The organism is Rufibacter immobilis (genome assembly GCF_003721565.1).
Taxonomy (GTDB): Bacteria; Bacteroidota; Bacteroidia; order Cytophagales; family Hymenobacteraceae; genus Nibribacter; species Nibribacter immobilis.
Genome location: NZ_RJJE01000001.1, coordinates 246,352 through 273,096 on the forward strand (window position 1 = coordinate 246,352; position 26,745 = coordinate 273,096).

The following is a 26,745-nucleotide window of genomic DNA, read 5'->3' on the forward strand; positions in this document are numbered from 1 at the left end:
GTACGCCTCCCCTGTTTAGCGGCTCTTTTTCTGAAAACAGGCCTAAAACAGGTGGTCTCTTATCAAAAGGAAAATCCTTGGGTTTATTGCCCGCGGCTGCGCCTGTTTTACCCCTAATTCTGGAAAAATGGCCGCTAAACGCATGTTAGATAGTGGCAATACATTTGAGCTCTATGGCAATGGGCGTGGGCAGCGCGTTTACCTCCACGGTGGTGCGGCAAGGCTGGCAGTCCTGGAAATACTGGGCGTAGAGCCGGTTGTAGGTCTGGAAATCGGCTTTCATGTTGGTCAGGAAAACGGTTACGTCCACCAGATTCTCCCAGGCAGAGCCCGCCTCCTCCAGAATAGCCCGCACGTTTCGGAACACGGAGTGGCACTGCGCCTCAATGTCATAACTCACCACTGCGCCCGCCTCATCTAAGGTGACGCCCGGTATCTGGCTCGTGCCTTTCTCGCGCGGCCCCACCCCCGAGAGGAACAGCAGGTTGCCTACTTTTCTGGCATGCGGATACAGCCCCACGGGTTCCGGCGCCTGGTTGGCGTGGATGATTTCTGACGGTGTCTTGTCCATGATTTTGCGTTTAGCGGCTCTTTTTCCAAAAATAACCTAAAAACGCAGGGATAAAAAAGGGCGGGCCTTTTGGAGGCCCGCCCTTTGCTGTTTGCAGGGGTGTTTCTTTAGTTGAACGCAATGCTGCCGTACCTGCTAGACACGTTCACGGACCCTTTGGGCGATGCTTTCCCGTACTTGCCTTTATAGGTGCTGGAGGTGTTCCGGACTTCCTTGAAGCTGAAGTCGGCCAGGTCTTGGTTCATTTTCAGGCTTCCGTAGTGCGTGTCCACCTCAAAATTGAAGGCCGAGTTATCGGCGAAGCCCAGGGCCATGCCGGTGTAGCCGCCCGTCAGGTCCACTTTCCTGAAACCGCTGGCCACGTTGCTGATCTCAAAACCGGAGCAGTACTTCACGTTGAGGCTCGCGGATTCGCGCAGGTTCCCAATCTTGATGTTGGAGTAGCTCCCAGAACCAGAAACCTGACTGGCGGAACCCACATGGAAACGGGCGTCATAGCGGCTCTCCATGCTGAGCACGTCTACTTTGTCTATGCCGATGTTGCTGTAGGCGGTGGTGGCCCTGATGTCATCGGCGGCAGCCAGCTGCATGCTGGAGTACTTGAAATTGAGATTGCCGCCCTTCACGTAGGCCAACCGGCACTCGCCGCCGCTGTAGGCCACCGTAATGCTGTTTCTGGTGTTGTTGAGGCTGCCGGTGGTGAGTTTGGCGTATTTGAGCTCCAGCTCCGTGGGGCCGTCAAAATCAGGCAGTTGCACGGTTCCGTATTTGTTGCTCACCCGCAGCGGATTGGCCTTGGGCATTCTCACCAGGTAGTTGATCTCAAAGCCTTTCTCGCTGCTGCTCCTGATCTGCATGGGCTCCCACTGCGTCACGAAGGAAATGAGGCCGCCGCTGCGGAGCTCGTTGATGTTGATCCGGTCCAGGATTTCCTGGGCTTTGGCTTCGGTCACGGCGCGGGCCACAATGGTCACCTCCACGGCAATCTCGTTTTTGGCCCAGGTTTGCACGTCTACCCGGCCAAACTGGTTTTCTATGTTGAGTTTGTCTGCGCGGTCTACTTTGAAGCTGCGACTCACTTTGCGGCTCTTGCTGTACACCTCGCCCGTGGTTTCTTGCGCCAGGTCTTGCGCCATGACCTGGGCAAGGTTGGGCAGAACCGGCAGCTCTGGCAGGTCCAGGTCTTGCATAGCGCGCGCGGGCGAAGCCAGGAGTTCGAGGTTTTCCACCACTTTCATCTCCCTGAGGTTCTCCAATACCTCCAAAGATTTGAGGGAAGACAATGCCTGCTCCACGTGAGCGGCTACCTCAGCCTTGGTTACGTGGGTGATGGCGTCATGGCAGGAAGGCGTTGCCGGCACATGCACGGTCTGCGCCTGGGCGGTACCTACGGCTGCGCAAAAGCAGAGGACCGGGAGTAGTTTAGATATTGGTAGTTTCATGACGAACGCGGGTTTGTTCTTTGCTTCTGTTTTCCAGTACCTCCAGCTGTTGGTTCAGGAGCGCAATCCTCATTTTGAGGTTATCGCTCATGGCCTGCAGCAGTACTTCTTTGTTGGGGGTAGTGTACAGCTCTTTTTTCAGTTCATTGTAAGCCGAGTCTAAATCTGCGAACCGGATGTCTCCGGCCCCCATGGCCTTCAACTCAGATTCTTTTTCCTGGATCACCTGCACGTACTGGGTTTCTATCTGGCGCAGCTCAGGGGCTATTTTATCTAAGGTTACCGGCTGGGTGGCAGCCACTGAACCCGTTTGGTCTGCTGAATTGGAGATAAAGTACTGCGCCGTAAAAGCCACCATCACCAGTACGGCCACGGCGGCGGCATACCGGAAGGCGGTGTTCCAGTTAAGGGAGAACACTTTGGCTTGGGCGGGCTCTGGCGCAACGGCCAGCATGGGTTTGCTGTTCTCCTGCTGCAGTTCGGCGGCTATGTCTTGCCACAGGTCTGGGCGCGGGGCGAAGGAGTCAAACTCATCACGGTGGTCCTGTACAAAATCTTTTAATTTATCTTTCATGGCTATTGCTCTTTGTACTCGTTTAGGGGGTCTTTTTCCAAAATCAGCTTAAAAACATCTGCTCCTGCATAAGACTCAACAATTTTTTGCGGGCCCGGCTGTACTGTGACTTAGACGTGGCCTCACTGATACTCAATATTTCGGCAATCTCGCCGTGGTCATATCCTTCCAGCAGGTACAGGGTGAGCACAACCCGGTATCCGTCTGGCAAAGACTGTATGGCCTTTTTGATGCTTTCCACTTTGTAGTCCATGTCTTCCTGGGCGGGGTCTGGGCCCTCGTCTGCGAAGTCCTGGTGGTCCTCCATAGGTTCTACCTGCAACCGCCGGCCCCGCACCTTGGTAATGGACTTGTTGATGACAATGCGCTTCAGCCAGCTGCCAAAGGTGGAGTCGCCCTTGAAGGTGTGCAGCTCCCGGAACGCGCTCAGAAACGACTCCTGCAACACGTCCTCGGCCTCTGTGTAGTCATTGGTGATGCGCATGCTCACGTTGAACATAGATTTACTGTAGAGCTTGTAGAGCTCATATTGCGCCTTCCGGTCGCCCTCTTTGCAGCGGGCCACTATGTGCGCGTTTACGTCGGTGTATTCCAGCGTCTCCAAATCGTTACCGGTTAAGGCTCATCATGATGGTAATCTAGTAACAGCATCTCACGGAACAACACCAACGCCACTCAGAGCCTCCAGACTCTCCTTTGTTCCTATCTTCTATCCAAAAGACACGCAAAGTGGCTCAGGGTTGCACGGCGGTCCAAAAATTCGCCTTCTTTTTTATTCCCTTAATTTATTCATTTATTTCGCCAAGTTGCCACAAACTCCCGGCAAGCTGCTACTTACTGGCTCTCTGCTTCTTAGCAAGCGCAGAGAACTGCAGGCCACGGTGCCGCACGAGGCAGTGGAAGGTTGAAGACAGACGGCTATAAGTTACCTGCGGCAAAACAAACCGATGCCGAAAGAGAGAAAGCCAGCCCGAAGGATGATGGAAAAGGAAGTTAAGCCCTGGGGGTCCTGGCTTTGAAGGACCAGGTAATCCGGAAGCGGGCTACTTCTTCGCCCTGCTCATCACGGCCAATGCTCAGGGCCTGCACGCTGGTGCCCTGGCCGGTCTGTTGGGTTTGGTGCACGGCCTGGGCAATGGCGGCCCCGTCTGCGCAGGTGAAGGTGACAGTACCCACGGCTTTCTTGGTGAACTCCGCCTCCAGGCTCACCACCAGCATAGACACCGATGGCTGCGCCTTGTACAGGTACATCATGCTCAACACCCCGGAGGCCATCTCGGCGGCCATGCTCAGGCAGGCGAAGTAGATGGATTTAAACGGGTTCTTGGTGAGGTAGCCGTACTCAATGGTCACCTGCGCCTCCTGCTCGGTCAGACTCTTGATCCTGACGCCTGCCAGGTACGCCATGGGCAGGTTCTTAAACAGAAACAGTTTTAGCTTTACGGGATTGGTGATGACCTTTTTGAACGCGGCTACGGAAGTGCTGGGCATACGGCAGAGAATGGTTTGCCAGAAAAGATACGTAATCTGGCGTAGTTCTGCTTTCTGTTTAGGGGGTCTTTTTGAAAAAACGACCTCTAAACGCAAAAGCCCAAACCGTTGAAACAGCTTGGGCTTTCAGTGAATTTCTACATCTAGATGCTGAGGATCACCTCCGTGGGGGCTTTGCGTTTAGGGGCTCTTTTTCAAAAAACAGCCCCTAAACGCAAAGCCCCAGGCGAAGATGATGGGTTACAACACGCCTTTTACCGTCATTCTCAGCCCGTACACTGCGCCCATGGCCGTGATGAAAAGCGTTGACCGGTCTTTCCCCCCGAACACCACATTGGCGGTCCAGTCCTCCTGAATGGGAATATGCGCAATCTGTTTCCCTTCTTTGTCAAATACCGTGACTCCTTTTCCGGTGAGGTAGACGTTGCCGTGGTTGTCTATCGTCATGCCGTCTGAGCCCATGTTCACGAACAGCTTTTTATCCGTAAGGGAACCGTCTGCCTTGATGGTGTACACGTAGGTTTTTCCGGCTTCGGCGTCTGCCACATAGAGCTTCTTCCCATCGGGCGTGCCTACAATTCCGTTTGGTTTCACCAGGTCTTCGGCTACGCGGTAAAAATGGGAGCGGTCTGGGCTTAGGTAATACACGTGCTCGCCATCCTGCTGCCTTTCGGGGTTCCTGGTCCAGTACTCTCTCTTGTACAAGGGGTCAGTGACGTACATGGCACCCGTGGGGGCAATCCAGAGGTCATTGGGGCCGTTGAGCAGTTTGCCTTGGTAATCAGAAACAAGTACCGTGTGGTGCGCCGCCTGGTCAAAAGACCAAAGCTGGTTGTCCATGTCTGCGGCCGCGATGAGATAGCCCTTCCGGTCAAAATACAGCCCGTTGGAACGCCCCGCCTGATCTGTGAACAGTGTAATCTTCCCCGTGCCGGCAGACCATTTGAAGATCTTGTTATTGGGTTGATCTGTGAAGTACACGTTCCCTTCCCGGTCTACTGCCGGCCCCTCAGTGAAGGAATATCCGTCACCCAACTTCTCCACCTGGGCCCCTTTGGCTACAATAGCTTTCTGGTCTATACTCTGTGCCGAAAGCAATGTGGGCAGCAGCAGGACAAGAACAATGCCCGCTACTGCCAAAAAGCTGTTTTGCCTAGTCATGTCAGACACCTGAAAGCGGCCTTAGAAATCGAATTTAATTCCTTGGGCCAACGGCAACTCCCGCCCGAAGTTGATGGTGTTAGTCTGTCTTCTCATGTAGAAACGCCACGCATCTGACCCCGACTCGCGGCCGCCGCCGGTGTCTTTCTCGCCCCCAAAGGCCCCGCCAATCTCGGCGCCGGATGTTCCTATGTTCACGTTGGCAATGCCGCAGTCAGAACCCCAGTGGCTCAGGAAAGCTTCGGTTTCCAGCAGGTTGGAGGAGAAAATGGACGAAGACAAGCCCTGCCGCACGCCGTTCTGGATAGCAATGGCGTCTTCCACGCCGCCACTGTATTTAATGAGATACAGAATAGGCGCGAACGTCTCTTCCTGCACGGTGTGATAGTGGTTTTCTGCTTCCACAATGGCCGGGGAAACGTAGGTGCCGGTGGCATATCCTTCGCCTTCCAACACGGTTCCGCCCGTCAGTAGCTTCCCGCCTTCCTGCTGCACTCTTTCCAGGGCGCTGAGGAAAGCGGCCGTGGCCTCTTTGTCAATGAGCGGACCCACCAGAATGCCGTCTTTCAACGGATCACCGATGGGTAGGTTGGGGTACACCTTGAGGAGGCGCTCTTTTACCTCGTCATAGATGCTGTCATGGATGATCAGACGGCGGGTAGACGTGCAGCGCTGTCCGCAGGTGCCCACCGCACCAAACACCACCGCCCTGATGGCCATTTCCAGGTCTGCGTTAGGGGTTAGGATGATAGCATTGTTTCCGCCCAGTTCCAGCAGAGACTTGCCCAGCCTAGCTCCCACGGCCTCGCCTACTTTCTTGCCCATGCGGGTAGAACCCGTAGCCGACACCAAGGGCACGCGCTCATCATGGGCCATTTTGCTGCCAATCACGGCATCACCCACAATCACGTTGAACACGCCTTCGGGCACCTGGTTTTCCTGCAACACGTCCTGGATGATCTGCTGACAGGCCACTGCCGTTAACGGGGTTTTCTCCGAAGGCTTCCAAACTACCACATCGCCGCAGATGGCGGCCAGCATGGCATTCCAGCTCCAGACCGCTACCGGAAAATTGAACGCCGAGATCACACCCACAATGCCCAGCGGGTGGTACTGCTCATACATGCGGTGCGTGGGCCGCTCAGAGTGCATGGTGTAGCCGTGCAGCTGCCGCGACAAGCCCACCGCGAAATCGCAGATGTCAATCATTTCCTGCACTTCGCCCAGGCCTTCCTGCAAGATCTTACCCATTTCATAGCTCACCAACTTGCCCAGTGGCTCTTTGTACTCCCGTAGCTTCTGCCCTATCTGGCGCACCACCTCGCCCCGCTTGGGCGATGGCCACTTGCGCCACTCCAGAAACGCCTGCTGCGCCTGGGTGATCACCTGCTCATAGTCTTCTTCAGAGGCCATGTTCACGGTAGCGATGGATTTCCCGTTGGTGGGCGAATGGATGGTGCGGGTCTGCTGGCTCTGCTCACCGCCCCAGGTTAAACCGGTACTGTAGGCGGGGTTTACTTCTTTTATTCCTAATTGGGAGAGTATTTGGGAGATGTCTGTTTGCATACAATATGGATTAAACTCACAAGAATTAGCCCTAGTATAGGCCTTTCTGCTAAGATATAAAACAAAAAAAGCTCCTGCCTACCGGCAGGAGCTTTAAAAGGCGTTTAGCGCCTGTTTTTCTTAAATAGGGCCCAAACTAGCGACCAATGGCGTAATACGCTCTGCGGCCATCTGGGTAAACCCCTTCAATGAGCAGACCGCCTCTGCGGGTACTCTTCAGGATTTTGTCTACGTCTTGCGGCGTAGCCGTAGGGTTGCGGTCAATGCTGGTGATGATGAAGCCGTCTTTCATGCCGGTCTCCGCGAAGTTGCTTTTCTCTACCCCACTGATCTTCACCCCGCCGGTAATCTCCAACTTATTCAACTCCTGCTTGCTGGCCGCCTCAAATCTAGCGCCGTCAATGGTCATGGATTTAGATGAGTTAGGATCACGCTTCACAATCTCGGTGCTGCCGTTGGCGTTGCGCAGGGTCACGTTGGCAGTTTTTGCGCTGCCGCCTCTCATGTACGTCACCTTGATCTTATCGCCGGGACGGTAACGGGTTACCTGCTCCTGCAACTGGGCACCGGTGTTCACTTTCACGCCGTTGATCTCCGTGATTACGTCGCCTTCTTGTAAACCGGCGGTTTTAGCGGCGCTGCTCTCAGAGAAACCGGCCACGTACACCCCGTTCAAGGTCTTCAGGCTTTTTTCTTTAGCCAGATCTGCGTCTACTTCCTGCATCTGCACCCCCAGGAGCGCGCGTTGCACCTCCCCGTATTTCAGGAGGTCATCTACCACTTTACTCACGATGGAAGAAGGTACCGCGAAGGAATAACCGGCAAAGGTTCCAGTCTGCGAAGCAATGGCGGTATTGATACCCACAAGGTCACCATTCAGGTTCACCAGGGCTCCCCCGCTGTTACCGGGGTTCACGGCAGCGTCTGTCTGGATGAAAGACTCTACGCTCATGTTACCGGCCCCTTGCAGAATACCCACGTTACGGCCTTTGGCGCTCACAATACCGGCGGTTACGGTTGAGTTCAGGTTGAAGGGGTTACCCACCGCCAACACCCACTCGCCTACTTTCACGTTGTCTGAGTTGCCGTAGCGCAGGGCCGGCAGGTTGTCTGCGTTGATCTTCAACAGCGCGATATCTGTATTTGGGTCTGTGCCCACCAAGGTGGCATCGAAAGTGCGCTTGTCGTCCAAGATCACCTGAATCTTGTCGGCGCGGTCAATCACGTGGTTATTAGTGACAATATAGCCGTTGGAGGCAATGATCACCCCAGAACCAGAACCCATGGCCGGGCCTTGCTGGCGCTGATAGCCTTCAAAATCATCCCCGAAGAAATCGCGGAAAAAAGGGTGGATATCACTTGGGGCTCTACGCGCCTGTACTTTGTATTCTGTGGTTACGTGTACTACCGCCGGGGTTACCAACTCTGCTGAGGTCACGAAGTTCAACCCTTCGGGCACTACTACGTTTGAAGAGCGCATGGCGCTGGTGTACCGCACATTCGTATTTGGCAATTGCTGCCCAGGGGCGGGCGCATCATCTTCCAGCAGTTTATAACCACCAACAGCCACACCGCCGCCTACCATTGCAGAGAGCATAAGCCCCAACATAAACTGTTTCGTTTTCATCTTATAGGTCAGCTTTATAGTTAATAAATTGATCGTATCTCTTTGGCAAAAGGAATCAACAGTTGTTGTTTATTTCTTACGTGCCAAACGCTAAAATAGCAAAACTAGTATTCTTATGTCAACAAAGACTACGCCAAAAAGGCGCCCAGGAGCGCCTTTTTAACATACTCTTAACGTTTTGTTATTTCACAGAGATCTGGTGTTTTACCACTTTCTCCTCCACTTTGGGCACTGAGATGTGCAGCACTCCATTCTCAAACTGAGCATCTATGGCGGTGGCATCTACATGTTCTGGAAGCTGGAAGGCGCGGCTGAATTTACCGTACAGATTTTCCACTCTATGGAATTTCTGCTCCTTGCTCTCTTTGTTGAAGGTACGCTCACCGCTAATGCGCAGCACGTTTTCCTCAAACTCAACCTGAATGTTTTCTTTCTTGAGACCAGGCAGAGCCATTTCCAGTTCATAGCTCTTATCTGTTTCCCAAAGATCTACCGCAGGGGTAAAGCCTTGTACGCGGCGGGTGCTTACGGCATCATTGAAGAAGCTGTCTAACAGACTGCTAAATGCCTGAGGAGCTCTGCTTTGCAATACCGGGTGTTGTTTTACAGTTGTCATTGTCTTATTTCTTAGTTAGAAGTTTCACTTGGATATCTACCTATCTATAAATTCTGTACCAACCGCAAAAACCTTTCTAAATAAGACAAAAAGTCCTAAAAAATTCAATTAAGTCTACAAATTAAAAGACACAATGTCTGCTTTCACTTACCTATACCTCCTTCTTTGACGCAACAGCCACTGAAAAATTTGGCAATAAAAATATGGATTCCAGATTCTTTCCGGTTTCAGGGCCTTGTTTGCCCTCATCCATTAAGCTTATCGCCACAAACTATGAAGAAAAAGAAATACTATTGGCTCGCTCTCCTACTCCTGACGCTGCATTTGCCAGGCTTTACACAAGACTTAAAGACAGATAGAAAAACTGATGTGCTACTGGACCGGACCAAGGGAATCAGAATTCTCACCCGCGACTCACTGGCGGGCATCAACCTCCGGTTCAGAATCCAGAGCCGTGCCGAGTTCACCACCCAAGACGGCAACTCCCTTTCGTTGGCCTCAAAAGGTGGTTACATCAAGCGGCTTCGGCTGCGCACTTCGGGCTTTCTCTACAACAAGAAGCTGACGTACTCTCTTCAACTGGGCTTCTCCCCCGGCGATATGGATGTGGCCAACTCCGATCATCCCCAAATTATCAGAGACGCGGTGGTGTATTACCAGTTCACCCCTCGGCTCAAGCTAGGCTTTGGCCAAACCAAACTACCCGGCAACCGACAGCGGGTCATCTCCTCCGGCGAACAGCAGTTTGTAGATCGCTCCATTGTGAACGCCACCTTTACCCTTGACCGCGACTTCGGGCTTTTCGCTTCTTACCGGCACCAGATTGGTGCTGTGCCGGTGCGCCTGCAAGCCGCCCTCTCTAACGGCGATGGCCGAAACACTTCTCCCCTTGCAGGTTCTGGATTGGCGTATACCGCCCGGGCCGAAGTCCTCCCATTAGGGGAGTTCACCATGGACGGAGATTATTTTGAGGGAGATTGGGTACGCGAACCTACTCCCAAGCTGTCTGTAGGGATTGGCTTCTCAGAAAATGACAATGCTTACCGCACCGGCGGACAGATTGGAGCAGAGGTCTCGGGGTTCACAGACCTACAATCGGCCATGGCCGATCTGGTTTTCAAGTACAACGGTTGGGCTACATACCACGAGTGGATTCAGCGGGAAGGAAGTCATCTGGTGTTCCCGGCAGAAGCCGACGATCTGCAGTATGTGTACGCCGGCCAAGGCTACAATGGGCAGGTAAGCTATCAGTTTCCCAACCATTTTGAACTGGCGGGGCGTTATTCAGTCATCACTCCGGAACGGGAGATTCAGCACCTGACCCTCCAGACGAAACAATACACGGTGGCAGCCAACTATTACGTAAACTGGCACCGCATCAAGCTGCAATCTGACCTCACCTACCAAACCCAGGAAGACTTAGCCGCCAACACTACCCAAGACAATTGGATTCTGCGCCTGCAACTGGAGCTGGGTATTTAATTAACCCGATAACCCGAGTTGCGCGGTTTACCGCCCAACAGTGATACCCACCCCTACCCCTCCAAAGAGGGGAATAATCTGCAAAGTTAGCAGGAGAAAGTCCCCTCCTTGGAGGGGTAGGGGTGGGTAATGTGGCAACTGCTTTGATAAAGCATTAACTAGATTTTACCTCCCAGCGACTGAAGCTCCTGGATGGCCAACCAGGCCATGAGGCCGCTGCCCACCTCTAATGCGTCTTCGTCAATGTTGAAGGTAGGCGTATGCACCCCGGAGGTGATTCCCTGCGCTTCATTGCGGGTACCTAATCTATAGAAACACGCATCTGTTTGTTGGGAGTAGTAGGCGAAATCCTCAGCGGCCATCCACATATCCAGCTCCACCACATTTTCCGGCCCCAGATAGGCCTCAGCGGCGGCGCGGGCGCGGGCTACCAGCGCCGGATCATTTTTCAGGAACGGGTAGCCGTCCATGATGGTGATATCACAGGAGCCGCCCATGCTTTCGCAGAGGCCTTCGGCCAGTTGCTTTATTTTTTGTTTGGCTTCGGCGCGCCAGGCCTCATCCATGGTCCGGAAGGTGCCTTCTATCTTCACTTCACCCGGAATCACGTTGGTGGCACCGTTGGCGATCACCTTCCCGAAGGACAGCACCGACGGTGTTTTGGGGTTAGCCCTGCGGCTCACAATCTGCTGAAGCGCCACCAACAGATGCGCTGAAATCAAGACTGGATCCACCAGTTGCTCCGGCAAGCCGCCGTGGCCGCCTTTGCCTTTCACGGTGATGTAGATTTCATCGGCACTGGCCATATACATCCCAGAACGGAACCCTACTTTCCCGGCCGGCAGAAACGGGAATACGTGCTGCCCCATAATGCTTTGGGGAACCGGGTTTTGGAGCACGCCTTCTTTGATCATTAGGGAGGCTCCGCCTGGGAACTTCTCCTCACCGGGCTGAAAGATCAGTTTTACCGTACCTTCAAATTCGTCTTTCAATTCCTGCAAAATGCGGGCGGTGGTTAAGAGGGAAGATGTATGCACATCATGCCCGCAGGCGTGCATCACCCCTTCATTTCTTGATTTATACGCGACCTCGTTGGTCTCCAGAATGGGCAGGGCATCTAAATCGGCCCGCAGGGCGGTGGTGGCTTTCTCTGGGTTTCTGCCTTTCACCAAGGCCACTATTCCCGTTTCGGTCATCCGCTCGGGCTTCAGGCCGTATTCCTGCAGTTTCCGGAACACGTACGCTGAGGTTTCATATTCCTGAAAGGATAGCTCCGGGTTCTGGTGCAGGTGGTGGCGGGTAGCCACGGTGTCTGCGGCATAGGTATGGGCCAGGGTTTGAATGCGGGCTGCTAAATTTTCCATAGGAAAAAGGCTAGTAAGTAAAAGCCAAAGGTACGGCTATAAAATGATTCCGCCGTTTAGGGGCTGTTTTTGGAAAAACAGCCCCTAAACGGCGGAAGATGATTTGAAGAATCTAACTATTTGGGAATATTGATGGTTTCCTGCACCAGCAGGGCGTTGGGCAGCAAGTCCTGAATCTTGGTAAGAGCGACCTGAGCCTCTACTCTGCTCATGAAATCTCCAATCTTTAACTGATAGGTGGGTTGCTTAAACGTAAGGTAGTCTTTCTGCTCTGGCAGCCGCCTCACAATGTTGTTCCGCAGGTCCATAGCTGTTTTGCGCTCTACCCCTGTATAGGCAAGAATACGGTAACCCGCCGCATATTTGATGTTCCGGTTTACCTGCACCACACTGTCCATGAGCAGCGTCACCTGGTTGCGTACGTGGTTAGCGGGAGCCGCCGGCGCCATGGGCACCGATGAACTGGCCGTGGCCGCAGGAATGGAAGGGCGGTACTTCTTGGTGTCTACCAGCGTAGAAGAACCACTGCCGTTTCTGTTGTCTGATGAACGGGCAGAACTGTTGGAAGCGGCACCGTTACCCGTTGAGCCACCGGTGGCCGCGCAACTCATCATGGCGCCCAAGCAAAGGAAGGCGAAAAATCTGGATGTCATGTTTCTCCAAGTCATAGCAACGAAACGCCGGAGGATGTTCCAATCCGGTCTGCTCCTGCGTTTACCAACGCAAGGGCGGCTTCCTTGGTTTTGATGCCGCCCGAGGCTTTGATTTTAATATGTTGGGGTAAATTGGCACGCATGAGGAGCACATCTTCCATCTGGGCGCCAGTGGCCGCAAAACCGGTGGAGGTCTTCACGTAATCTGCCTCGGCTTCGGTACAGATTTCACAGGCTTTCATAATTTCCTCCTCAGAAAGCAACGCCGTCTCAATGATTACTTTCAGAATGGCGTTTTTAAAGTGGCACAGGGTACTGAGTTCATGCAATTCAGACACTACCTCCTCATACTTGCCAGATTTGAAGGCGGCTATGTTCATGACCACGTCAATCTCCGTGGCGCCCTCAGACAAAGCCTGGTGGGCCTCAAAGAATTTTACTTTGGCCAACTGGTAACCTAACGGAAAACCCACCACGGTAGCCACCTGTACACCGGAATCTTGCAGGGCGGCTACGGCCTGCTTTACAAAGCATGGTGGCACACACACTGCCGCAAACCTGTGTTGAAGGGCTTCCTGGCAGAGTTGTGCCACCATGGCATTGGTGGTATCAGGCCTGAGCACAGTATGGTCTATATACTGTGCCAGGCTCTGTTCCGGTGAAATTTTAATTTTCGTCTTCAAGGAGTACGCAACGGTTGTTGAGCAAATCGTTCTCTACGTTCTTGAATTTTACGTCTTTCAGGACGCGCCCATCTGTGTACTGCACATTGACGCGGTCATTGCGGCCTGCCATTTTCTCTGCTCTCACGGGTACCTGCTTAGGGGCGGGCGCCTGCGGCATAGACGGCATGGAAGGCACAGACTCTTCTAAGGTAGAGTGTACTTCTTCTTTCTGCTCATGCAATCTTGGCGGTCTTGGCGCCTGCGGCTGACGGGCCTCCTGCACAGGGGCAGGCTGCTCTTCCTGTACCGGCAGGTTGGCTTTGAACAGGAACGAAATGGTTTCTTCGTTCACCTTGCTGATCATGCGCTTGAACAACTCAAACGATTCAAACTTATAAATCAACAACGGATCTTTCTGCTCATACACCGCATTCTGCACGCTCTGCTTCAGGTCATCCATCTCGCGGAGGTGCTGGGTCCAGGCCTGGTCAATGGTAGCCAGCGTGATCACTTTCTCCACGGTCTTGATCAACTCACGTCCGTGGCTGTTCACTACTTTCTCCAGGTTAGCTACTGCGGTGATCTGCTTGCGACCGTCTGAGAACGGAACAGCTATGTTCTCAATCATCGGCCCGCGGTTCTCATAGATGTCTGCCATGATAGGCGCAGACTGGTCCATGATCTGTTGGTTTTTGGCCAGGTAGAAGTCCAGCGCCTCATTGTACAGGCGGTTCATCAACGTATCTACCGACTGCGAGGCGAGCTCCTGCGCCGTGATGGCTGAGTTGAAACCATACACTCTAATGATGTGCAGCAGGAAGTCCTCATGGTTACCGGTGGCTTTGTACGTCTGTACAATGTCCTCGGTCACGTCATAGATCATGTTCCAGATGTCCAGCTCCAGGCGCTCTCCGTAGAGGGCGTTGCGGCGGCGTTTGTATACCACTTCGCGCTGGGCGTTCATCACGTCATCATATTCCAAGAGGCGCTTCCGGGTCCCGAAGTTGTTTTCCTCTACTTTCTTCTGCGCTCTTTCAATGGAGTTGGTGATCATGGAGTGCTGAATCACTTCGCCTTCTTCCAGACCCATTCTGTCCATGAGACGCGCAATACGGTCAGAACCGAAGAGACGCATCAAACTGTCTTCCAAGGAAACGAAAAACTGGGACGATCCTGGGTCACCCTGACGGCCGGAACGACCTCTCAACTGACGGTCTACCCGGCGGGACTCGTGGCGTTCTGTACCAATAATGGCCAGACCACCGGCGGCTTTAGATTCTGGTGTCAATTTGATGTCTGTACCACGGCCCGCCATGTTAGTGGCAATGGTCACGGTACCTGGTTTACCGGCTTCGGCTACAATCTCAGCCTCGCGCTGGTGGTGCTTGGCGTTGAGTACCTGATGCGGAATGCCGCGAAGTTTCAGCATGCGGCTTACCAGCTCAGAAATTTCCACGGAAGTGGTACCCACCAGTACCGGACGTCCGGCTTTGGTCAGGTTCTGGATTTCCTCGGCCACGGCGTTGTACTTCTCACGCATGGTTTTGTACACCTTGTCGTGCTCGTCTTTACGCTGGGCTACGCGGTTGGTAGGAATCACTACCACGTCCAGTTTATAGATTTCCCAGAACTCACCGGCTTCCGTTTCAGCGGTACCGGTCATACCGGCCAGCTTGTGGTACATCCGGAAGTAGTTCTGCAAGGTAACGGTGGCGTACGTTTGGGTAGCGTCTTCTACGCGCACGTTCTCTTTGGCTTCAATGGCCTGGTGCAAACCGTCTGAGTAACGACGGCCTTCCATGACACGGCCAGTCTGCTCGTCTACAATCTTCACCTTGCGGTCTTCGGTCACAATGTACTCTGTGTCCTTCTCAAACAGGGTGTAGGCTTTGAGCAACTGGTTAATGGTGTGCACCCGCTGCGATTTCTCCTGGTACTCCTGGATGAGGCGCTCTTTCTGGTGCAACTTGTCATCTGCGGAAAGTTCCTGGTGGTTCTCAATGGCCGCCAGCTCAGTCCCAATGTCTGGCAAGATGAACAGGTTTGGATCTTCGCCCTGGCCGGTGATCAAGTCAATCCCTTTTTCGGTTAACTCAATCTGGTTGTGCTTCTCGTCAATGGTGAAAAACAAAGGCTTGTCGGCCTCTGGCATTTGGCGGGAATGGTCTTGCAGATAGAAAGCCTCGGTCTTCAGCAAAATCTGGCGCACGCCGGTTTCACTCAGGAACTTGATCAAGGGCTTGTTTTTAGGCAAACCGCGGTAAGCCCGGAACAAGGCCAAACCTCCTTCTTTGTCGTTTCCTTCTTTGATCAGGCGTTTGGCTTCTACCAGGTAGTTGCTCACCAGTTTGCGTTGATTTTCTACCAGAGCGGCTACTCTTGGTTTTAGCAGGTAGAACTCATGCTCATCGCCGCGCGGTACGGGACCAGAGATGATCAAAGGCGTACGGGCATCATCAATAAGAACGGAGTCCACCTCATCTACCATGGCGTAGTGGTGCTTGCGCTGCACCAGTTCACCTGTCTCACGGGCCATGTTGTCGCGCAGGTAGTCAAACCCGAACTCGTTGTTGGTACCGTAGGTGATGTCTGCCAGGTAAGCCTTGCGGCGGGCGTCTGTGTTAGGTTGGTGTTTGTCTATGCAGTCAATGGTGATACCGTGGAACTCAAACAACGGCGCCATCCACTCAGAGTCACGCTTGGCCAGGTAATCGTTCACGGTTACCACGTGCACACCGCGTTTGGCCAGGGCATTGAGGAAGGAAGGCAAGGTAGCCACCAGAGTTTTACCCTCACCGGTCGCCATCTCGGCAATTTTACCCTGGTGCAACACAATCCCCCCAATCAGCTGCACGTCATAGTGCATCATGTCCCAGACTACCTCAGTACCGGCGGCGTTCCAACGGTTAGCCCAAATAGCCTGGTCGCCGTTGATCTGTACGTTGGGTTTGCGGGCCGCAATTTCACGGTCAAAGTCGGTGGCGGTTACTACCAGTTGGCTGTTCTCTTTAAGGCGGCGGGCAGTTTCCTTCACAATAGCGAATGCCTGTGGCAGCACTTCCATGAGCACCACTTCCAGATCTTTGTTGCGGTCTTTCTCCAGTTGGTCTATCTGGATGAAAACCTCCTCCTTCTGTGCAATATCCAGCTCCGGCTCATTCTCTATGCGTTGGTGCAGAGCCCCGATTTTATCATCAATGGGTTTCAGACGTTCGGCAATGGTGGCTTGCACCTCTTGCGTGCGGTTCCGCAATTGGTCATCAGACAGGGAGGCCAGACGGGCAAACTCCTGGTTGATGAGCGCCACATACGGCAACACGCCCTTGATATCCCGATCCGACTTGGTTCCGAATATCTTGGCGACCGTCTTCCCAAAAAAATCAAACATAAAATACTATTTAAGATGTACTTGATTCAATTTCAAAAATAAGCGGATTTTCCGACAAATTCCTATTAAGCCAAAACAATACCAGTTGCAGATCAGTTTCCTAAGCCTGACGGGATGGCAGAGAAAGTTTGAATTTCTCCGGTCACAACCCATAAAAAGATGCACTATTCCCGTTTAGGGGCTCTTTTTGGAAAAAGAGCCCCTAAACGGGAATAGTGCATCCCAGCCTCTAAGCAGGACAGTAATACCCAAGGGTAGACCATAGAGTATCCGGCTCTGACGCCTGATCCAAAAAGATTCTGGAGCCAAGAAAACAAAGGAAAAGCAATCGTTTACCAACTGTTTAAAACCGCAATTTCTGCCAGTCATAATAGGTAAAAACGAACTGTTCAGGGCGTTAAGGAGGACAGGACTAGCCAGACACAAAAATTCCGTTTAGGGGCTCTTTTTGGAAAAAGAGCCCCTAAACGGAAAGATATCTTCACCTAAGCCTAAGCCCCCGCCGACAGCAAAGATTGGTCTGCCACCTCCTCTTCTTGCGGGGGCAGCGAGGGCCGTACCGGGAACTGCGTCGCGTGCAGGAAACGCTGCAACGCATCTTCCACGGTGGGCAAAACGCCTCTCTTCACCGTGCCCAGCCCTGAAAACATTGGTCTAGCCGCAGGCTGCCCTATCTTGGCCGAGGGCACCGCTTCCAGCCATGGTTTGGGATCTAGACCGGCCATATTGGCAGCCAAGGCGGCAAACTCGGCCCAACTGTAGGTTCCTCTGTTTGCCAAATGCCAAATGCCACTTTCTGCGTCTATAAGTAAATCTAAGGTAGTATTGACCAGATCAGGAACGTAGGTTGGGGTAATGAACTGGTCTGCCGCCGCCTCAAGCGGTTCCTGCCGCACCATCGCCTTCAGGGCATGATAAACGAAATTATGCTCGTCCCAGGGTCCGAAGAAAGCACTGGTCCTGATGACAAGGGCCGTGGGCATGGCCGCCAGCACCTGCGCTTCGGCTTCAGCTTTGCTGCGTCCGTACACATTCAGGGGCTGAGGGGTATCTTGCTCAGTGTAAACAACCATTTTCTCGCCTCCAAAAACCAGATCTGAAGAGAAGGTCACCAGTTGCACTTGCTCCTCCTGACAGATTTTCGCCAGAACCGCAGGCCCCAGGGTATTCTCCCGGAAACAGGCTTCCGGCTCCTGTTCGGCTTGGTCTACCCGCACGTAACCGGCAGTATTCACTACGGCCCAAGGTTTATATTGAGTTAAGGCTTTTCTAACAGAATCTTCATTGGTGATGTCCATCTGCTGGCGCGAGAGCAGCACATACGGAATACCCCGAATATCGCAGACACGGGCGAAGGCACGGCCCAGGGTTCCGGTGGCTCCCGTGATCAGGAGTGGCTGAAGCTTAGAGCCCTGTTTTGATTTGTTCAGGGAAATATCCCACACCTCCGGGCACTCCGCCGAGGGCGGATACACGCTGCGGCAGGCACGGTTCCACCAACCTGGCACCTGTAACAGAGGGTGCCGCTCCGCTCCTGAGGCTATACCCGTGAGCAATTCTGAAACAGCGGTACGGGCAGGTTCCCCGCCGCGCAGGTCATACACGCCCATTTCATAATGGCCTCTGTTCTGTGTGAGCAGGCTGTTCCAGTCATAGGCGCCCAACAAGGTCCAGGCAGTGACGCCTAATACGTTTTTGCCCTGTTCTTTTAGCAGCGAGGCGGCATCCCAGACCTCCGTGAACCAGCGCATCTGTTCCTCGCGGGTACAGCATAGGTGCGCTTCCGTGATAGCGACGGGTAGATTATAGCGGTCACAAGCCTGTTCCAGTATCTTCTGTGCGCCCAAAGGGGAAGCCGCCTGTACGCGTACCGCCTCCACGTCCGCATAGCGGTGTTTCTGGTTGCTGCCGTGCGTGTGCCAAGGATAATCAGCGATGTGCTCATCTAAATAACGCTCGCTGGTGACGTAGTAATTGACCCCAATCACGTTGGGCGGGCATGGGTTCTCTAGCAGTTCCAGCAAGAGCGTTTCCGGGGCCTTGGCTTTGAGCAGATAGTTCCAAAGGGGGTGCTGCTGGTTTACCTTTCCGCAGAGCAGATCCCAAGTGAGCCACCGGCGGTGGTTCTCAAAGTCTGCCTGGTATTGCAAGGCGGGGGTGCTGTGCGAGTATCCCAGGTCATCGGTCTGCACCAGCTGGGCGCTAGGGTTGATCTCCCTGATGGCCTCCATGGCTAGTTTGGTTCCCTGTATCTGGTTCAGCAAAGCTTTGACGAAGGACGCATCGTCTCTGGTATGCGGATACCACAGGCCGTACAAGGCGCTGAACCGGGCAGTGGTCAGGGGTTCATTGATAGGGGTGTAATACGTAACCCAAGGGAATTGCCGGGCCACCGCACGTGCGTATTGCGCAAATTTATGGGGGAAGTCCTCGTCTATGAGGTGGGTGTACCGGGGGCCGCTGCCATGATGCAGCAACCCCACGATAGGTTCAATAGTTAATTCACGGAGCCGATTCAGGCGCTCGGTAGCCCAGTCCCAGTTCTTTTGTTCTGGGTGGTCTGGCGCCACACTTTCCCATAGCACCGGATACCGTATTTTTTTGATGCCCAGCTCTGCGAACAGATCTAAATCTGACAGCCGCCGCGCATGCCCGCTTTGGGCAAGCTGATCAAAGTACTGCTCTCCTACACGGTTTACGGTACACTCAACGCCGCCCCAAAGCTCAATGTTTGCCATTCATACTCAGTTTGGTGGAACTTCCGTTTACGGTACTGCCGCTTCCGTTCAGGGCCTCGCGCACTACTTTGGGCAGCACATCTACGCCGTCTACCACTGGCACTGCAATCTTCTCTTTCTCGGTCAGTTTCTTGTGCAGCGTGAGCGCCTGCGCCACTACCTGGTCCATGTTGTAGTACTTGTAAGTAGCCAGCCGGCCCACAAAGTGCACGTTGGGCGTGGCGTCGGCCAGCTTCTTGTACTGGTTGTAGAGCTCTGCGTTTTCTGGCTTTGGAACTGGGTAGTACGGATCTCCCTCGGCGCGCGGGAACTCGTACACCAGGCTGGTTTTAGGGTGCTGCTGCCCGGTGAGGTACTTGAATTCTGTTACGCGGGTGTACAGCTGCTCATTGGGGTAATTCACCACGGCCACCGGCTGGAATACTTCCTTGTTCACGGTCTCATGCTTGAACTCCAGGGAGCGGTACGGCAGTTTACCGTATTTGAAATCAAAGTACTCGTCTACCGGACCGGTGTAAATCATCTCTTTGAACGGAATCACGTCAATGATCTCGTGGTAGTCTGTATTGAGCATGATCTTGATGTTGGGGTGATCCAGCATCTTCTCAAACATCTTGGTAAAACCGTGCAGCGGCATGGCCTGGTACGTGTCTGTGAAGTAGCGGTCGTCACGGTTGGTGCGGGTGGGCACACGTGAGGTTACGGATTTATCCAGCTCAGACGGGTCCATGCCCCACTGCTTGCGGGTGTAGTTCTTGAAGAACTTCTCATACAGTTCACGGCCCACTTTGCTCACCACCACATCCTCAGAGGTTTTGACCATAGGCACCTTCTCGGCCACCGACTCAAACCACTTGTCCAGCTCAAAGGACGTGAGGCTTAGCCCGTACAGTTTATTGATGGTGTCCAGGTTGATGGGCATGGGCACCTGTTGGCCGTCTACGCTGGCCAATACGCGGTGCTCATACGGCCGCCATTCAGTGAATTGCCCCAGGTACTCAAACACCTCTTTAGAGTTGGTATGGAAGATGTGCGGACCGTACTTGTGAACCAGAATCCCGTCTTCGTTATAATGGTCATAGGCATTGCCCGCTATGTGCGGACGCTTGTCTATGATTAATACTTTTTTGTTGGAGTACGTAGCTAAACGCTCGGCCAGTACACTCCCGGCAAATCCTGCACCTACAATCAGATAGTCGAACATATATGGGCTAATTTTAAATATTTCTTAGATAGCTGCTATGATTGAAACTACTGCGCTTTCGCTGCCTGCTGCTCTTTCAGGGGCAGGGCCGGCAGTGGTGTCCGTTTAGGGGCTGTTTTTGGAAAAACAGCCCCTAAACGGACACCACTGCCAAAAGGGAAATGTCGCAGTAAATACTTTTACTTTATGGAGGCAGCTGGTTGCTGGGCGCGCTTCTCTTTGCTGATACACTGCATGAGGCGCACCATGTTCTGCCAGGTTTTATCCCAGGAAATACCAGTTAGGTAGTCATCTGTGCGGCGCAACCAGTTTTTGTCTTCTTTCTGCACCAGCGCCTTCTCCAGGGCGGCCTCAAACGCCTGGGCGCCGTCTGCTATCTGCACCAGGTTCTGCTCGCCGTACGGGCGCACCACGTCTCTGATGGAGGTAGACACCACGGGTTTACCGGCAGCCAGATACTCCGGCGTTTTAGTAGGGCTGATGTACTTGGTTGATTCATTATGGGCGAACAGCAGCATGGCCACATCCCAGCCTGCCAGGTAAGAAGGCAGTTCCTGATATGATTTGCCGCCTAGGTAATGGATGTTCTCGCTGCTAGGCAGAACGGCCGGGTCTATCTTCACCACCGGGCCAATGATCACAAATTGCCACTCTGGACGGGCCAAGGCTACCTCACGCAGCAATTCAATATCGAAACGCTCGTCTACCACGCCAAAGAAGCCCATGCGCGGGTGCGGAATGTTGGCTTGGTCGGCGGGATCGGCCTGCGGCTGGCGGGCCTGAGCAAAATGGGCTTTGTCAATGCTGCTGGGAAACGCGTAGACTTCTTTGTGCCGGTCTTTTTTGGCTTCATACAGGCTCTGTCCGCCGGTGAACACCACATCGGCCTTGGCCATCAGCTCTGCCTCCAGCTCAACTAGGCGCGGCGGTGCGAATTTGAACGCCGAAAGCTCATCCATCACGTCAAACACCACCAGAGCAGGATTGAACTGACGCGAAATTTCCAGCGCCATAGGCGTATAATACCAGAAAACCGTTTTCTCCAGATCATGGTCGGCCATGAATTCATTGAGCATTTCTGCCTGCTTGGCATCTGACTCCTGTGGGGTTAAGCCGTTGGGCAAGTGGGCTACCACTACCGTAACTCTTCCGTTTTCCCGCTCCTGCATCTCCAGCCTAGGCTGGGCGTTGTCATAGAAATAAGGCTCCTCAAAGAAGAACAAACGGGTATGCTTGGCAAAACGCGACAACAAGTGCTGAGGCCGCTGGTACACGAAGTCCCACCGCAGGTGCGACAGACAGACAATGGCCGACACAGAAGCCAGGTATTCTTCCAGGGAACTCTTGTCAGAGACTGACTTGGGAGAGACTTTGGGGGTATTGGAAACAGAAGATAAATACGTAGCGCTTGAAGTTACCTCTGGTTCAGACGAAAGGGAGCTAGTCCCCCCGCTGGGGATGAAATCTGAGTCTAGGTCAAACATAATACGAAAGCTAGTTATGAAGTGTGGGTCCTTAAAGGGAAAGCAAGCGTATGTCTTTTCCTTTTTTTAAACTAGCATACGTGTACCAGGAAAAAAAGCTGCGTTTCAGAGGATTATCCCAGCAATCCACATTGAAACTCAGCTAAATACCGTATAAATCCAGAAAGAACTTATAGTATTTATGCTATACCCCTTCTTCCTACGGCAGAGGGGCACAATAGTTTTTTTTCAAGAAACAGATAGCAACTTCTGGAACTCCACCACATTTTGCCAGCCGCCGGGCGTACGGAGCCACTCTTGGCGCACCCCTATTTCCTGAAAGCCCGCCTGCCGGAAAAGCTTTAGACTGGCTGTGTTCTCCTGCCCCACTGAGCAGTACAATTGATGCAGTTGCAGCACCTGGGCGGCGTATGCTTCCAGCAGTTGCAGCACTTCCAACCCGTACCCCTTGCCCCGTTGGGCGGCGGCCAGGGCAATGCCCACCCCCGCCCGCTGGTGCAGGGGCTCAAAGTCAAAAAGGTCAACGGTGCCAATGACGATGTTATCCGTTTCGCGCAGGCATACCATGAGCCTCAGTTGGCGGGCAGCGTAAATGTCTGCCGTGGCGTTCTCCAGATACTGCCGCAGCACCTCCCTTGAAAACGGCGTAAGGGACAAACTCACCGGCCACAGCGTAGTGTCATTCTCAAAGTCAAAGAGAAAGTCTAGGTCTGAAGGTTCTGGCGCGCGAAGGGCAATGCGGGAAGTTTGCAGCATGGCAAATGAGGCGAAGGTGGTTTCTGTTTTGGAGTTAATTCCTGAAAAACGGGCGCTAAACGCAAACGGACCACAGCATCGGGCGCCGCCCGAATGACCACACAGCCAGCGTCCAGAGCTTTTTACGTTTAGGGGCTGTTTTTCCAAAAACAGCCCCTAAACGCAAGCGTTCTTTACAGGTTGATTTCCCCGTGGAATACCTGCACGGCCGGACCTATGAGGAAGACGTTCTTGAACTGTCCGTCTTCTTGCTCAAAACTTACCTGCAGTTCGCCGCCCAGCACCTCAATCTGCACGGGGCTGGTGTAACCGGCGCGGCTGGCGGCCAGGGCGGCGGCGGTCACACCCGTGCCGCAGGAGAAGGTCTCATCCTCTACGCCCCGCTCATAGGTACGCACGAAAAGCTTGTTCTCTGGCTGGTGCTCCACAAAGTTCACGTTGGTTCCTTCGGCCTTGAAACGGTCTGAGTAACGGACGGCACGGCCTTCGGCATACACGTCCAGTTCTTTCAGGGCGGGCACCTGCTTCACGTAATGCGGGGAGCCGGTGTTCAGGAAGCAGGCGTCTTCCAGGTCTTCTATGGTGTCTACGTCTCTCATCTGCAGGTGCACCAGCCCGTCTTTGAGGTAGGCCTGGTGCGGCCCGTCGGCGGCCAGGAAATAGGCCTGGTCTTCCACCACGCCCAGGAACTGCGCAAACGCCACCAGACAGCGTCCGCCGTTGCCGCACATGGAGCTGGGCCTGCCGTCTGCGTTGTAGTACACCATCTCAAAGTCAAAGCCTTCTTTGGGTTGCAACAGCATGAGGCCATCGGCGCCCACGCCTTTGCGGCGGTCACAGAGAAAGGCCACCTGCTCCCGGCTCAGTTCAAGGTCCTGGTTGCGGTTGTCCAGCACCACAAAATCATTGCCGGTGCCCTGGTATTTATAGAAAGTCAAGTTCATGTTCTTTTGGGGTATCGTGTAGCACGTAGTGCGTATCAAGAATCACGACAGGCGTTTAGAGGCCGTTTTTCAGAAATCGGGCCTAAAACAGAAGTAGGCTATCTATCACCCGTTTCTGTCTTGCTACATCATACGTACTACGTGATACGAATTAGGTGTACCTTTGCAGCATCACTACCTCTACAAAGATATGTATTCTTTCCTGACCACGAGCGCCTGGACCGATTATGAGCTGATTGACTGCGGCAACTTTGAGAAGCTGGAGCGCTTCGGCGACTACGTTCTGGCCCGCCCGGAGCCCCAGGCCGCCTGGGACAAACACCTCTCTGAGCGCGAGTGGGAACGGCTGGCCCAGGCCACGTTCAAGCGGGAGAAAGGCAACCAGGAGAAAGGCCAGTGGCAGCTCAAGAAAGGCATGGCCGAGCAGTGGTTCATCAACTACCGCTATCATGACTTAAAGCTGCGGTTCCGGCTAGGGCTGTCTTCGTTCAAGCACGTGGGGCTGTTTCCCGAGCAGGACCCTAACTGGCAGTTCATCTATGACCGCACCCGCGCCCTGCCCGGCAAGCCGAAGGTCCTGAACATGTTCGCCTACACCGGCGGCGCGTCTCTGGCGGCCAACGCCGGCGGCGCCGATGTCACCCACCTGGACTCTGTGAAGCAGGTCAATTTCTGGGCCCGCCAGAACATGGAAGCCAGCAACCTGGACAACATTAGGTGGTTGGTGGAAGACGCCATGAAATACGCTCGCCGCGAGGTGAAACGCGGAAACAAATACCAGGGCATCATCCTGGACCCACCCGCCTACGGCCGCGGCCCCGACGGCGAGAAATGGCTCCTGGAAGAGCAGATCAACGAGCTCATCAAACTCTGCTCAGAACTGCTGGACCCGCAGGACAACTTCTTTGTGATCAACCTGTACTCGCTGGGCTTCTCCGCATTGATTCTGGACAACCTCATCAGAGCCTCCTTCGGGCAAACCGTGCGCAACGAGGAACTGGGCGAGTTGTACTTAGAGGATAAAGCCAAACGCAAACTGCCGCTGGGCACGTTCTTCCGGTTCAGCTCGGTGAAATAGCCAGCACTCTATGACACAGATCAAAATACAATACCTGTTATTCCTTGTCAGCCTCCTTCTTTATTCCTGTAACCAGAAGGAGGCATCAGCCTCTATTACTCCATCACCAAAACCGGGCAAGGAAACAAAAGCGAAAACAATTCAAAAAATCTACTCCGCTCAGGATCTTTTGGCTTTATACGATAGTGTTCCTGCGTTTCCCTTGGAAGTGAGTACCACCATTGGAGATGAAGATCCTGAGTCAGCTGCTTTTCTTTACAAAGGCAAAGAAATTCCCAGAGCCCTTAGTATTATGTTCGATTCGCTGTTGTATTCACGGGAAGATCGGCCTTATAAAGGTGAAGTCATAGAACACACTGAAATCTACGCCACAAAGAGATTTCATATCTCCCCCACCACCGTAGCACTTCTCACTAGAGTACCAGGTGATTACTGGTCAAGCAAAATGATGCTTTTCCATTTTGATCTACCCACTGGTACTGTCACCCAGAAATACGAGATAGCAGAAACTTGGGGGGATGCAGGTGATTCTTACATTAAGAAATCCATTATTTCTAAAACGAAGAACAACCAGCATCGCATTTCCATTGAGGTTAGCGAATGCCATCCACTGGATGAGAATCTAAAGAATTTCAGTTGTGTGGATTCTTTATTAGAGGGTACTATCTCTGAGCAAAAAATTGCTTTCTACAAACGTAAAAGATTGAAAGTATCCAATGGTAAATAGGGTTATTTACCCAACCTCAGCCAGACACTTAACCAACCAAACTTTTTTCCGTTTCTCCATTTCCCAATTCTTAAATTAAAAGATGCGCCGTTTTGCCCTCATAGACCTTGGAACCAACACGTTCCACTTACTCATTGTTGAACTGGATGCCCAAGGTGGGCAGCAGACGCTGTATAAAACCAAGATACCCGTGAAGTTGGGCGAAGGCGGCATCAGCAAAGGCGAGATTACCTCTGAGGCCCGCGAGCGAGGCCTGAAAACCCTAGCGGAGTTCAGGGAGATCATGAATCAGCACCAGGTAACCGTGGTGAAAGCCACCGCCACCAGCGCCCTCCGCAACGCCAGCAACGGCCCAGGGGTAGTGCGAGCCATCAAAGAACATACCGGTATTGAGGTGGAGATTGTCTCCGGTGCCCGGGAGGCCGAGCTCATCTTCAAAGGCGTGCAGCAGGCACTTCAGATAGGTCCCAAACCCGCGCTGGTTATGGACATTGGCGGCGGCAGCGTGGAGTTCATCATTGGTACAGACAAAGGCATTCTCTGGAAGAAAAGCTTTGAGATTGGGGCGCAGCGCCTCCTGGACAAATTTTATCCAGATCAGGAACCGGCCATTCAGCCCGCGCAAGTGAAGGCCCTGCGCCATTACCTGCAAGACCAGCTCCAGAAACTGACCGCCGCCGTTCTACAGCACCAACCCGAGGTCCTGATTGGCTCCTCCGGTACCTTTGACACCTTGGTAGACATGGACCTGGCCCAACAGGGAATAGTGCGTGAGGCGGAAGGATCACCGGAGATGGAGTTACCCCTCACCACTTTCCAGCGCCAATACAAAGAACTCCTGCAAAAGAACCGGACCGAGCGTCTAGCTATTCCGGGTATGCTGGCCATGCGGGTAGACATGATTGTGGTAGCCTGCGTAGCCATTGACTGGGTGCTGGAGAAGTACAACCTGGATCAGATGAGAGTGTCTGCCTATGCCCTGAAAGAAGGGATGTTGGCGGAGCTGTTGCAGCAGTAGGAAAGTTGTTTTTGCACGCATTTGGCTGATGCCACGGAGCAACTGCCTTTTTATGGCTTTAGGAGCTCTGTTGTTTCATTTCTTCTGATAAGCGCTCACGGCCGCGGGGCCCCGTCTTCCCCTCTCGCACTGCCCTTGTGGCCAAGTAGCTGTGGTTGGCGTTTAGTTTCTGCTTTTCTTTGGCCACAAGCGAGGC

At 53.4% G+C, this 26,745-nt stretch carries 22 protein-coding genes; 4 read left to right on the forward strand and 18 right to left on the reverse strand.

Annotation, left to right across the window (positions count from 1 at the left end):
* Positions 1 to 145: 145 nt before the first annotated feature.
* The 9 genes from EFA69_RS01000 to EFA69_RS01040 form a co-directional block, all read right to left on the reverse strand.
* Positions 146 to 571: a RidA family protein gene (locus EFA69_RS01000; protein WP_123131229.1), complete on the reverse strand. Its 426-nt coding sequence runs from the start codon at positions 569 to 571 to the stop codon at positions 146 to 148.
* 107 nt (positions 572 to 678) lie between these two features.
* Positions 679 to 2,013 carry a DUF4097 family beta strand repeat-containing protein gene (locus EFA69_RS01005; RefSeq protein WP_123131230.1) on the reverse strand — a complete coding sequence of 445 codons (1,335 nt, stop codon included), beginning with the start codon at positions 2,011 to 2,013 and terminating at the stop codon, positions 679 to 681.
* Positions 1,994 to 2,587, reverse strand: a complete 594-nt coding sequence (locus tag EFA69_RS01010; RefSeq protein ID WP_123131231.1) for a hypothetical protein — start codon at positions 2,585 to 2,587, stop codon at positions 1,994 to 1,996. The genes EFA69_RS01005 and EFA69_RS01010 overlap by 20 nt, the downstream gene beginning before the upstream one ends.
* A gap of 43 nt (positions 2,588 to 2,630) precedes the next feature.
* Positions 2,631 to 3,191, reverse strand: coding sequence for an RNA polymerase sigma factor (locus EFA69_RS01015; RefSeq protein WP_123131232.1), 561 nt, complete (start codon positions 3,189 to 3,191; stop codon positions 2,631 to 2,633).
* Between the two features lie 389 nt (positions 3,192 to 3,580).
* Complete coding sequence (locus EFA69_RS01020) at positions 3,581 to 4,078, reverse strand: PaaI family thioesterase (protein ID WP_123131233.1); 498 nt, start codon at positions 4,076 to 4,078, stop codon at positions 3,581 to 3,583.
* Positions 4,079 to 4,318: 240 nt separating this feature from the next.
* Positions 4,319 to 5,239 (reverse strand): SMP-30/gluconolactonase/LRE family protein, encoded by a 921-nt coding sequence (locus tag EFA69_RS01025; RefSeq protein ID WP_123131234.1) that lies wholly within the window; start codon positions 5,237 to 5,239, stop codon positions 4,319 to 4,321.
* Positions 5,240 to 5,260: 21 nt separating this feature from the next.
* Positions 5,261 to 6,805, reverse strand: coding sequence for an L-piperidine-6-carboxylate dehydrogenase (gene amaB / locus EFA69_RS01030; protein ID WP_123131235.1), 1,545 nt, complete (start codon positions 6,803 to 6,805; stop codon positions 5,261 to 5,263).
* Positions 6,806 to 6,941: 136 nt separating this feature from the next.
* Complete coding sequence (locus EFA69_RS01035; RefSeq protein ID WP_123131236.1) at positions 6,942 to 8,432, reverse strand: Do family serine endopeptidase; 1,491 nt, start codon at positions 8,430 to 8,432, stop codon at positions 6,942 to 6,944.
* Between the two features lie 181 nt (positions 8,433 to 8,613).
* Positions 8,614 to 9,048, reverse strand: coding sequence for an Hsp20/alpha crystallin family protein (locus EFA69_RS01040; protein WP_123131237.1), 435 nt, complete (start codon positions 9,046 to 9,048; stop codon positions 8,614 to 8,616).
* A 273-nt stretch (positions 9,049 to 9,321) separates the two neighbouring features.
* Between EFA69_RS01040 and EFA69_RS01045 the strand changes: the two genes are divergently transcribed.
* Positions 9,322 to 10,530 carry a porin gene (locus EFA69_RS01045; protein ID WP_123131238.1) on the forward strand — a complete coding sequence of 403 codons (1,209 nt, stop codon included), beginning with the start codon at positions 9,322 to 9,324 and terminating at the stop codon, positions 10,528 to 10,530.
* Positions 10,531 to 10,688: 158 nt separating this feature from the next.
* Here EFA69_RS01045 and EFA69_RS01050 read toward each other — a convergent pair whose 3' ends face one another.
* The 9 genes from EFA69_RS01050 to dapF all read right to left on the reverse strand — a co-directional run bounded on the left by EFA69_RS01050 (position 10,689) and on the right by dapF (position 23,726).
* Positions 10,689 to 11,894, reverse strand: a complete 1,206-nt coding sequence (locus EFA69_RS01050; RefSeq protein WP_123131239.1) for a M20 metallopeptidase family protein — start codon at positions 11,892 to 11,894, stop codon at positions 10,689 to 10,691.
* Between the two features lie 116 nt (positions 11,895 to 12,010).
* A complete protein-coding gene (locus EFA69_RS01055; protein ID WP_148041221.1) occupies positions 12,011 to 12,547 on the reverse strand; it encodes a PDDEXK family nuclease in 537 nt (178 codons plus the stop codon).
* An 11-nt stretch (positions 12,548 to 12,558) separates the two neighbouring features.
* Positions 12,559 to 13,230: a deoxyribose-phosphate aldolase gene (gene deoC, locus EFA69_RS01060; RefSeq protein WP_245964461.1), complete on the reverse strand. Its 672-nt coding sequence runs from the start codon at positions 13,228 to 13,230 to the stop codon at positions 12,559 to 12,561.
* A complete protein-coding gene (gene secA / locus EFA69_RS01065; protein WP_123131241.1) occupies positions 13,214 to 16,600 on the reverse strand; it encodes a preprotein translocase subunit SecA in 3,387 nt (1,128 codons plus the stop codon). The genes deoC and secA overlap by 17 nt, the downstream gene beginning before the upstream one ends.
* A gap of 491 nt (positions 16,601 to 17,091) precedes the next feature.
* Positions 17,092 to 19,338: a dTDP-4-dehydrorhamnose reductase gene (gene rfbD / locus EFA69_RS01070; RefSeq protein ID WP_123131242.1), complete on the reverse strand. Its 2,247-nt coding sequence runs from the start codon at positions 19,336 to 19,338 to the stop codon at positions 17,092 to 17,094.
* Positions 19,325 to 20,542 (reverse strand): UDP-galactopyranose mutase, encoded by a 1,218-nt coding sequence (gene glf / locus EFA69_RS01075; protein WP_123131243.1) that lies wholly within the window; start codon positions 20,540 to 20,542, stop codon positions 19,325 to 19,327. Before glf ends, rfbD begins: the two co-directional genes overlap by 14 nt.
* A 179-nt stretch (positions 20,543 to 20,721) precedes the next feature.
* A complete protein-coding gene (locus EFA69_RS01080) occupies positions 20,722 to 22,026 on the reverse strand; it encodes a glycosyltransferase family 1 protein (protein ID WP_123131244.1) in 1,305 nt (434 codons plus the stop codon).
* A 228-nt stretch (positions 22,027 to 22,254) separates the two neighbouring features.
* Positions 22,255 to 22,782: a GNAT family N-acetyltransferase gene (locus EFA69_RS01085; RefSeq protein ID WP_123131245.1), complete on the reverse strand. Its 528-nt coding sequence runs from the start codon at positions 22,780 to 22,782 to the stop codon at positions 22,255 to 22,257.
* A gap of 173 nt (positions 22,783 to 22,955) precedes the next feature.
* Entirely contained in the window at positions 22,956 to 23,726 is a 771-nt protein-coding gene (gene dapF, locus EFA69_RS01090; RefSeq protein ID WP_123131246.1) for a diaminopimelate epimerase, read from the reverse strand.
* Positions 23,727 to 23,916: 190 nt separating this feature from the next.
* Here dapF and EFA69_RS01095 point away from each other — a divergent pair, with 190 nt between their 5' ends.
* The 3 genes from EFA69_RS01095 (at position 23,917) to EFA69_RS01105 (ending at position 26,549) form a co-directional block, all read left to right on the forward strand.
* Positions 23,917 to 24,804: a class I SAM-dependent methyltransferase gene (locus EFA69_RS01095; RefSeq protein WP_123131247.1), complete on the forward strand. Its 888-nt coding sequence runs from the start codon at positions 23,917 to 23,919 to the stop codon at positions 24,802 to 24,804.
* A gap of 10 nt (positions 24,805 to 24,814) precedes the next feature.
* Positions 24,815 to 25,531 carry a hypothetical protein gene (locus tag EFA69_RS01100; protein WP_123131248.1) on the forward strand — a complete coding sequence of 239 codons (717 nt, stop codon included), beginning with the start codon at positions 24,815 to 24,817 and terminating at the stop codon, positions 25,529 to 25,531.
* A gap of 82 nt (positions 25,532 to 25,613) precedes the next feature.
* Positions 25,614 to 26,549 carry a Ppx/GppA phosphatase family protein gene (locus EFA69_RS01105; RefSeq protein ID WP_123131249.1) on the forward strand — a complete coding sequence of 312 codons (936 nt, stop codon included), beginning with the start codon at positions 25,614 to 25,616 and terminating at the stop codon, positions 26,547 to 26,549.
* Positions 26,550 to 26,745 lie beyond the last annotated feature (196 nt).

Coding starts and splice junctions, on each gene's coding strand:
- EFA69_RS01000 (WP_123131229.1), bottom strand. CDS start 571: ATGGACAAGACACCGTCAGAAATCATCCACGCCAACCAGGCGCCGGAA.
- EFA69_RS01005 (WP_123131230.1), bottom strand. CDS start 2,013: ATGAAACTACCAATATCTAAACTACTCCCGGTCCTCTGCTTTTGCGCA.
- EFA69_RS01010 (WP_123131231.1), bottom strand. CDS start 2,587: ATGAAAGATAAATTAAAAGATTTTGTACAGGACCACCGTGATGAGTTT.
- EFA69_RS01020 (WP_123131233.1), bottom strand. CDS start 4,078: ATGCCCAGCACTTCCGTAGCCGCGTTCAAAAAGGTCATCACCAATCCC.
- EFA69_RS01025 (WP_123131234.1), bottom strand. CDS start 5,239: ATGACTAGGCAAAACAGCTTTTTGGCAGTAGCGGGCATTGTTCTTGTC.
- amaB (WP_123131235.1), bottom strand. CDS start 6,805: ATGCAAACAGACATCTCCCAAATACTCTCCCAATTAGGAATAAAAGAA.
- EFA69_RS01035 (WP_123131236.1), bottom strand. CDS start 8,432: ATGAAAACGAAACAGTTTATGTTGGGGCTTATGCTCTCTGCAATGGTA.
- EFA69_RS01040 (WP_123131237.1), bottom strand. CDS start 9,048: ATGACAACTGTAAAACAACACCCGGTATTGCAAAGCAGAGCTCCTCAG.
- EFA69_RS01045 (WP_123131238.1), top strand. CDS start 9,322: ATGAAGAAAAAGAAATACTATTGGCTCGCTCTCCTACTCCTGACGCTG.
- EFA69_RS01050 (WP_123131239.1), bottom strand. CDS start 11,894: ATGGAAAATTTAGCAGCCCGCATTCAAACCCTGGCCCATACCTATGCC.
- EFA69_RS01055 (WP_148041221.1), bottom strand. CDS start 12,547: ATGACATCCAGATTTTTCGCCTTCCTTTGCTTGGGCGCCATGATGAGT.
- secA (WP_123131241.1), bottom strand. CDS start 16,600: ATGTTTGATTTTTTTGGGAAGACGGTCGCCAAGATATTCGGAACCAAG.
- rfbD (WP_123131242.1), bottom strand. CDS start 19,338: ATGGCAAACATTGAGCTTTGGGGCGGCGTTGAGTGTACCGTAAACCGT.
- glf (WP_123131243.1), bottom strand. CDS start 20,542: ATGTTCGACTATCTGATTGTAGGTGCAGGATTTGCCGGGAGTGTACTG.
- EFA69_RS01080 (WP_123131244.1), bottom strand. CDS start 22,026: ATGTTTGACCTAGACTCAGATTTCATCCCCAGCGGGGGGACTAGCTCC.
- EFA69_RS01085 (WP_123131245.1), bottom strand. CDS start 22,782: ATGCTGCAAACTTCCCGCATTGCCCTTCGCGCGCCAGAACCTTCAGAC.
- dapF (WP_123131246.1), bottom strand. CDS start 23,726: ATGAACTTGACTTTCTATAAATACCAGGGCACCGGCAATGATTTTGTG.
- EFA69_RS01095 (WP_123131247.1), top strand. CDS start 23,917: ATGTATTCTTTCCTGACCACGAGCGCCTGGACCGATTATGAGCTGATT.
- EFA69_RS01100 (WP_123131248.1), top strand. CDS start 24,815: ATGACACAGATCAAAATACAATACCTGTTATTCCTTGTCAGCCTCCTT.
- EFA69_RS01105 (WP_123131249.1), top strand. CDS start 25,614: ATGCGCCGTTTTGCCCTCATAGACCTTGGAACCAACACGTTCCACTTA.